The sequence below is a fragment of the Pseudovibrio sp. Ad37 genome (assembly GCF_001623075.1).
Taxonomy (GTDB): Bacteria; Pseudomonadota; Alphaproteobacteria; order Rhizobiales; family Stappiaceae; genus Pseudovibrio.
The window spans coordinates 1-5,807 of record NZ_LMCF01000140.1; the positions used below are offsets into that span (position 1 = coordinate 1).

Sequence of the window (5,807 nt, forward strand, 5' to 3'; positions counted from 1 at the left end):
TCGTTGCCGGGGCCAATGCGGCGATCTCTGTTGTTAACCAGCTGATCATGGCAGAGATCTTCTCCGATGTTGCTGGTGATGGTGTTGGCGGCGAAGTCTTCGAGGCAGTTGTTGGCTCTGGGCTTGACATCCTGCTGACGGAAGGGGTTGATCTTCTCTTTGAGACTGATGTGTTTCTTAACCTCTTTCAAGACATCGGCTTATCTGCAGACTCAATCAAAACAATCCAAAGTATCGGTGATATCAATCCTGTAAGCATGGTGATGACGGCAGTGATCAATGCAGTTCTGCCGGATCTGGAGACCATTGAAGGGCAGATTGCATCAACCGTCACGTCCATTGCCATCACTGCATTTACCATAATCACGCAAACGTTCAGTGCATTTACTGGCCCAATCGCAGCTGTTCTCAGCTTTATCGTTGGATCGTTCTTTGATCAGATCTTTAAGAAGTATCCGCAAGCCTTCACACATGTAGGCTTTGATGAAGAGACGGGGCATTATGTGATCCTTGATACCTGGTCAAAGGATGGCGGAAATAAAGAGCTGTCCAAGGCGTTGGCGCAAGCTTACATCGATGGCATGAATGGCTTTGTTGATCTGGTAAAGGCGGAATCTCACAATTTTGATGAGCTCGGACAGTGGTCCTTTGGCCACTATGAAGATGCACTCAAGAACGCAGGTAGAAATGGCCGAACGTTCAAAGACTTCCAGTCCACCTACTTGGATGCTTTTGTTCAGGATATGTCGCTGGCGCAAATTAATGACGGCCAGCGTGCTGCAGTGCGGGCTTTAGAGAGTGTTGAATTATACAAACACACATTCTCAAAGTTGTTTGATATTGAAATAAAGACATCTTGGGTTCGGTCTGATTTATACGATAGGTTCGCAAACGCTAGCGACTTTCAAGCCGAGTTTGATCAGATGGGCTTTTTGATTCATGAAACACTCAGTGGATATACCCCCGAGTACATTGGGGAAGCCTATGTATACCTCGGCATATTGAAGGCATTTGAAACGTTTCCCGAGATAGACAACTCTGAAAAATTTGTCGATGCATACCTGCAGCCTAATGAACGTCTTTCTGATAGCGAACTATCTCAAATGGTTCTGAGCCGGATGCAGATAGCAGATGACTATCACAAGTACCTGGAGAACCGTGAGACCATCAACGCGCTGATCGCAGCGGAACCAGAAAGTGCATTTGCTGCTGGCTGGTTGGCAACTTTTGTCGCAGCCAAAGATATGGGGCTAGATGATCCTTATATCCTTGATGGTGATGAAATCGACAACGTCTTTTACACCGCCGATGGCGATGACGTGATCGATGGGAAGTCCGGTGATGATCTGATCAAGACCTATGGCGGAGATGATGTTCTCAAAGGCGGCACGGGTGATGACACGCTGATCGGTGGCATCGGAGATGACCGGCTTGAGGGCGGGGCTGACAATGACACCTATGTCTTTGCGGGCAGCTTTGGCAAGGATGTGGTCATCGACAGCTCCGGCAATCTCGACACCATCCGCTTTGAAGGCACCATCACGCTCTCCGACTTAAAGTTCGTCAAAGATGGTGCTGATCTGCTGGTCTATAAGCTGGATCATGACAATCCGGAAACTGCTCTGGATGAGCTCGCAAACGTGCTGCGCATCAAAAACTGGCAGAGCTCCATTGAGCGCTTCGAGTTCGCCGATGGTTCAATCAAAGGCCGCCTTACCCTTCTGAGTGAAGGCAATGACACCTTCACAGGAACATCATCCGACGACCTGATCATGGGCCTTGGCGGCAACGACACGCTGAACGCTGGCTCCGGCCACGACACCCTGGTTGGTGGTGCTGGCAACGACCAGCTCAAAGGTGGTTCCGGCAACGACACCTATGTGTTCAGCCGAGGTTTTGGCAAGGATACACTGACCGAGACCTCCGGCACCGACATCCTCCGCTTCGAAGACGGAATCACACTTGCTGACCTGAAGATTGTCGCTGATGCGGGTGATCTGAAGTTCTATCTCATTGATCCTGCCAAGCCAAATCAAGCCCTGGGTGACATCACCGATGTTCTGACCATCAAGAACTGGAGCGCTAATAAACCGCACATCGAACGCTTTGAGTTTGCTGACGGGACTGTGCTCAGTGAGATACTTCTACAAGTGAGTGATTATAAACACCTTAAGCTCACCGGTGATATCAATGGAAGCCATATCACAGGAGGCAACCTGTCAGAATTCATTCATGGTAGTGATCAAAAGGATACTCTGAATGCTGGCGGGTATCATGACCAATGGTGGCAGGAACTTCATGGATACAATGGAGATGATACTTACCTTTATAATCAAGGTAACGGTAACGTATGGATCTGGTCTGAAACAAGCGGTGGCGGAGAAGACACTTTACGCTTTGATGATCTGAGTTTGTCCGATCTCCAGCTCGCTTCTTATGAACACTCATCACATGGGCAAACTCTAAAATTCGCTTGGTCGATAGGCGCGAATAACGGAGTTGTACAGATCCAAGAGACTATTTTAGAACACATCGAACGTTTTGTGTTTGCTGACGGGACCATTTTGAGCAGTATCGAGCTTCTTGAAAGCGGACAACTGAAACTGCACGGCTTTGCTGGTGTAGATAATGTGATCCTGGGCTCTGTTTACGATGATGTTGTCAATGGCAGCGATGGCAATGATACCCTAAGCGCAGGTCAAGGTGCTGGTGGTTGGCAATACATTGCCGGATACGGCGGCAATGACACTTATCTTTATGGTAAAGGGCACGGAGCTGTTCTGATCAACGCTCACGAGGGCGAAGGAGATGGGACAGACACGGTTCGCTTTACAGATCTTTCTCTGAGTGATCTGCGGATAGGGACCCATAAATACAGCGCGACAAGTGCTCAAGGTACTGCACTGAAGTTTGGTTGGTCTGATGGGGGCGACAGCGGGCAGCTGCGTATCGCCAATATGGGTCAGCACATTGAGCGTTTTGAGTTTGCTGACGGGACGGTGCTCGAAAATATTGAAGTTCGTGATGATGGACGACTAAAGTTATTTGGAGCAGACAAAGCTGGCGGAGCTTACATTATTGGTTCAGATAAAGATGACTTCATTTATGGAACCATTGGTGCAGATGTTTTGAGCGCCGGCCGAGGAGCTGATGATTGGCAGCATTTATACGGGTATAGCGGTAATGATACCTACCTGTATGGTTTCGGTGGTGGCAATACAATGATTAGTGCTAGTGAAGGAGCAAATGATGGCACTGATATCGTTAGGTTTACTGATCTCAGCCTGTCTGATTTCACTATTGGAACGCAACAATATAGCGATAGTAATGGCTTAGTTCTTAAGTTCCAATGGAACAAGAATGGAGAACAAGGCCAGTTACGCGTTGCCCAAATGGGTGAGTATATCGAGCGTTTTGAGTTTGCTGACGGGACCGTGTTGAGCAGTATTGAGTTGCTCGAAGATGGTCACTTTGAACTTATCGGCACATCTAGCGACAACGTTATTATTGGCAGTGCTTTTGATGAGACTGTTACGGGCAATGAAGGAACCGATACTTTTGTCTTTACCGGTACATCGTTTGGCATCGATAAAGTCACAGACTTTGCTGCCGGGGCCGGGTCAGAAGATATAATACGCTTTGATGCAAATGTATTTGCCGATTTTGACGCGGTGATCACAGCAGCTAGCGATGATGGAAATGATACTGAAATACGCGTAGATGGCAATAATTCGGTAACACTGAAAGGCGTTCTTGTCTCTGATCTTCATGTAGATGATTTTCAGTTTGCATAATATCCTGCCTTAAGTCACCAGCTCTGTGATCTTCTTATCGCTTTGCTGGTGTCTATTCTTTTTAGTTAATTCATAGCCATAAATTCAATAATATCAGATAGTTACTCCTTAAGTTAGCGCCTATGGTGCCTTGCACTCTCTCCAAGTCTTGGTGTTAGCGATGGTTTTTGCGACCTTCAGACACCTTCATGAAAACCAAAGCCATCACAACGGCCATGCCCACATGTCCGAGGAATGAGGACTGCGTATAAGCGCCAAAGTCCATCATGAAGCTTCTGCCAATAAAGGGCGCGAGCATGCCTTGTGCGATGTACCAGAGGAGCACACCGGCAACCACGCCAGAAATCCAAAACCGAAGTCTGGTCACTTGATGCACTGCAAGCACAGCAAGTGGAAAGACAATTGCGCCAACGGAAAAGTGGATCAGGAAGGCAAGGCCGTATGGAATGGAGAGCCCGAATAACTTGTTCGCCAGTGCTGTAACGAGATACGCAGGTTCCAGAACCGGCCCAAACAGAAGCGGTGAGACAAACCAGGCATAAGCCTCAAAGGCGGTTTCGCCAATGACACCAGCCAGCAACAGCGTGGGCAATACGGTTGCGAACGAGGAGGCAGGAGGAACAGAAGTATCCAGGGCCATTGGGAGATCCTTAAGAAGCTCGATGGGGAAACGCACAAATCGAGATATGTGCAGTGAGCACTTCTTTAGGTGTGAGTTTGGAAAGGGGAATACAAGACAGCTCCGTTCCCAGTTTAATCACATTACGTTCACCTGATTGAGAGCCATTGGGCCGGAAACTAATGCCGTCGTCTTCCCCGCACGTTGTGCTCGCTTCATGCATCAATGCAAGATTCTCAGGAAAAAACTCAGTTTTCAGGCGGTTCCAAACAAAATGCACAATGATCTGGACGCCACGTCATTGTTCGGGGGGCTCTTGGAGATGTATATAATTGCTATAAGGTTTTAGTAAAAGCACGTATAAATTGAGTTGATTTTACGAGGACATATTTTGAGTGAGGTAGATCTCATTGACGGAGCGCCAAGAGCGGAGATTTCTCAGCCTATTCCTCAGGCTGTGTTTTCCGTTGATGGCGTTGCGCCAGATGAGCGCTTCTCTCTCTGGAAGGAAAGTATCTCCTTCATGTTTCAGGTGGAAGCAGACCATGCCGTCAGGTCTGATGAATTCACCGCAGAAGTAGATGCGCATATGTTCGGGCAAATTATTCTGGCCCGGACAAAAAGCAGAAAGCAGTTTTGGGAGAGGAGTGAGCTGACTATCGCAAAAGATGGGATGGACCACTTCATGATCCAGCTGTTTGAAACAGGAGACATGATTTTCGAGCATGACGGTGCACAACATTCTGTTGCACAGGATGGCCTCATCATTTTTGATTTAGCCAGGACGTCAAAATCCTGGACCAATACATTTTCAAACCTATCCCTGATTATTCCCAGGGAGTTGCTCGAACCTAAGCTGGTTTATCCAGATGGGCAGCATATGCGGAGATTGCCTGCCGCGTAGCCCATGGTTCAGCTTCTTTACAGTCATATTAAATCGTTGAAAGAGTTGTCGGGTCAACTGAGCTTGTCACAAGCTGCAGATATTAACCCGGCAACGATTTCACTCGTTACTGCTTGCCTGAACAGCACGTCTGAAGGTGTGGCTCTGGTCGAAGCAAACAGCCATGCCGCACAGATTATGCTGGCAAAACGAACAATCAGCGAGCACCTGTCGAACCCAGATCTTTCACCCGAAACTGTGGCCATAAAAGCAGGTATCTCACGTTCAAAGCTATATGAGATGTTCCGCAATTACGGCGGTGTGAAAAGTTTCATTCTGGAGCAACGTCTCAAGGGCGCAATGATGGCACTCATCAGCAACAGCAATGTCAATGAGCGTTCAAAATTGATCCGGCATCATCATTTAAAATTGACCCACCTTGGTTGGCACAAATCCAGCAGGCGAACAGCTCTCATCTAGCAGGTTCGTCTGCTGGCTTTGTGCCAACCAA

The 5,807-nt window shown here is 47.9% G+C and carries 4 protein-coding genes; 3 read left to right on the forward strand and 1 reads right to left on the reverse strand.

Annotation, left to right across the window (positions count from 1 at the left end):
• The coding region (locus PsAD37_RS18295; protein ID WP_275078337.1) for a calcium-binding protein at window positions 1-3,794 on the forward strand (3,794 nt) is incomplete at its 5' end.
• Between the two features lie 154 nt (window positions 3,795-3,948).
• Here PsAD37_RS18295 and PsAD37_RS18300 read toward each other — a convergent pair.
• A complete protein-coding gene (locus tag PsAD37_RS18300) occupies window positions 3,949-4,434 on the reverse strand; it encodes a hypothetical protein (RefSeq protein WP_063297382.1) in 486 nt (161 codons plus the stop codon).
• Window positions 4,435-4,804: 370 nt separating this feature from the next.
• On the opposite strand from PsAD37_RS18300, the gene PsAD37_RS28875 reads away from it, so the two are divergent.
• Complete coding sequence (locus PsAD37_RS28875; RefSeq protein WP_208991956.1) at window positions 4,805-5,317, forward strand: hypothetical protein; 513 nt, start codon at window positions 4,805-4,807, stop codon at window positions 5,315-5,317.
• Between the two features lie 3 nt (window positions 5,318-5,320).
• Window positions 5,321-5,776 carry a hypothetical protein gene (locus tag PsAD37_RS28880; RefSeq protein WP_208991957.1) on the forward strand — a complete coding sequence of 152 codons (456 nt, stop codon included), beginning with the start codon at window positions 5,321-5,323 and terminating at the stop codon, window positions 5,774-5,776.
• Window positions 5,777-5,807 lie beyond the last annotated feature (31 nt).

Bases quoted from the DNA above. Each gene is read 5' to 3' on its own strand.
- PsAD37_RS18300 (WP_063297382.1), bottom strand. From the start codon at position 4,434: ATGGCCCTGGATACTTCTGTTCCTCCTGCCTCCTCGTTCGCAACCGTA.
- PsAD37_RS28880 (WP_208991957.1), top strand. From the start codon at position 5,321: ATGGTTCAGCTTCTTTACAGTCATATTAAATCGTTGAAAGAGTTGTCG.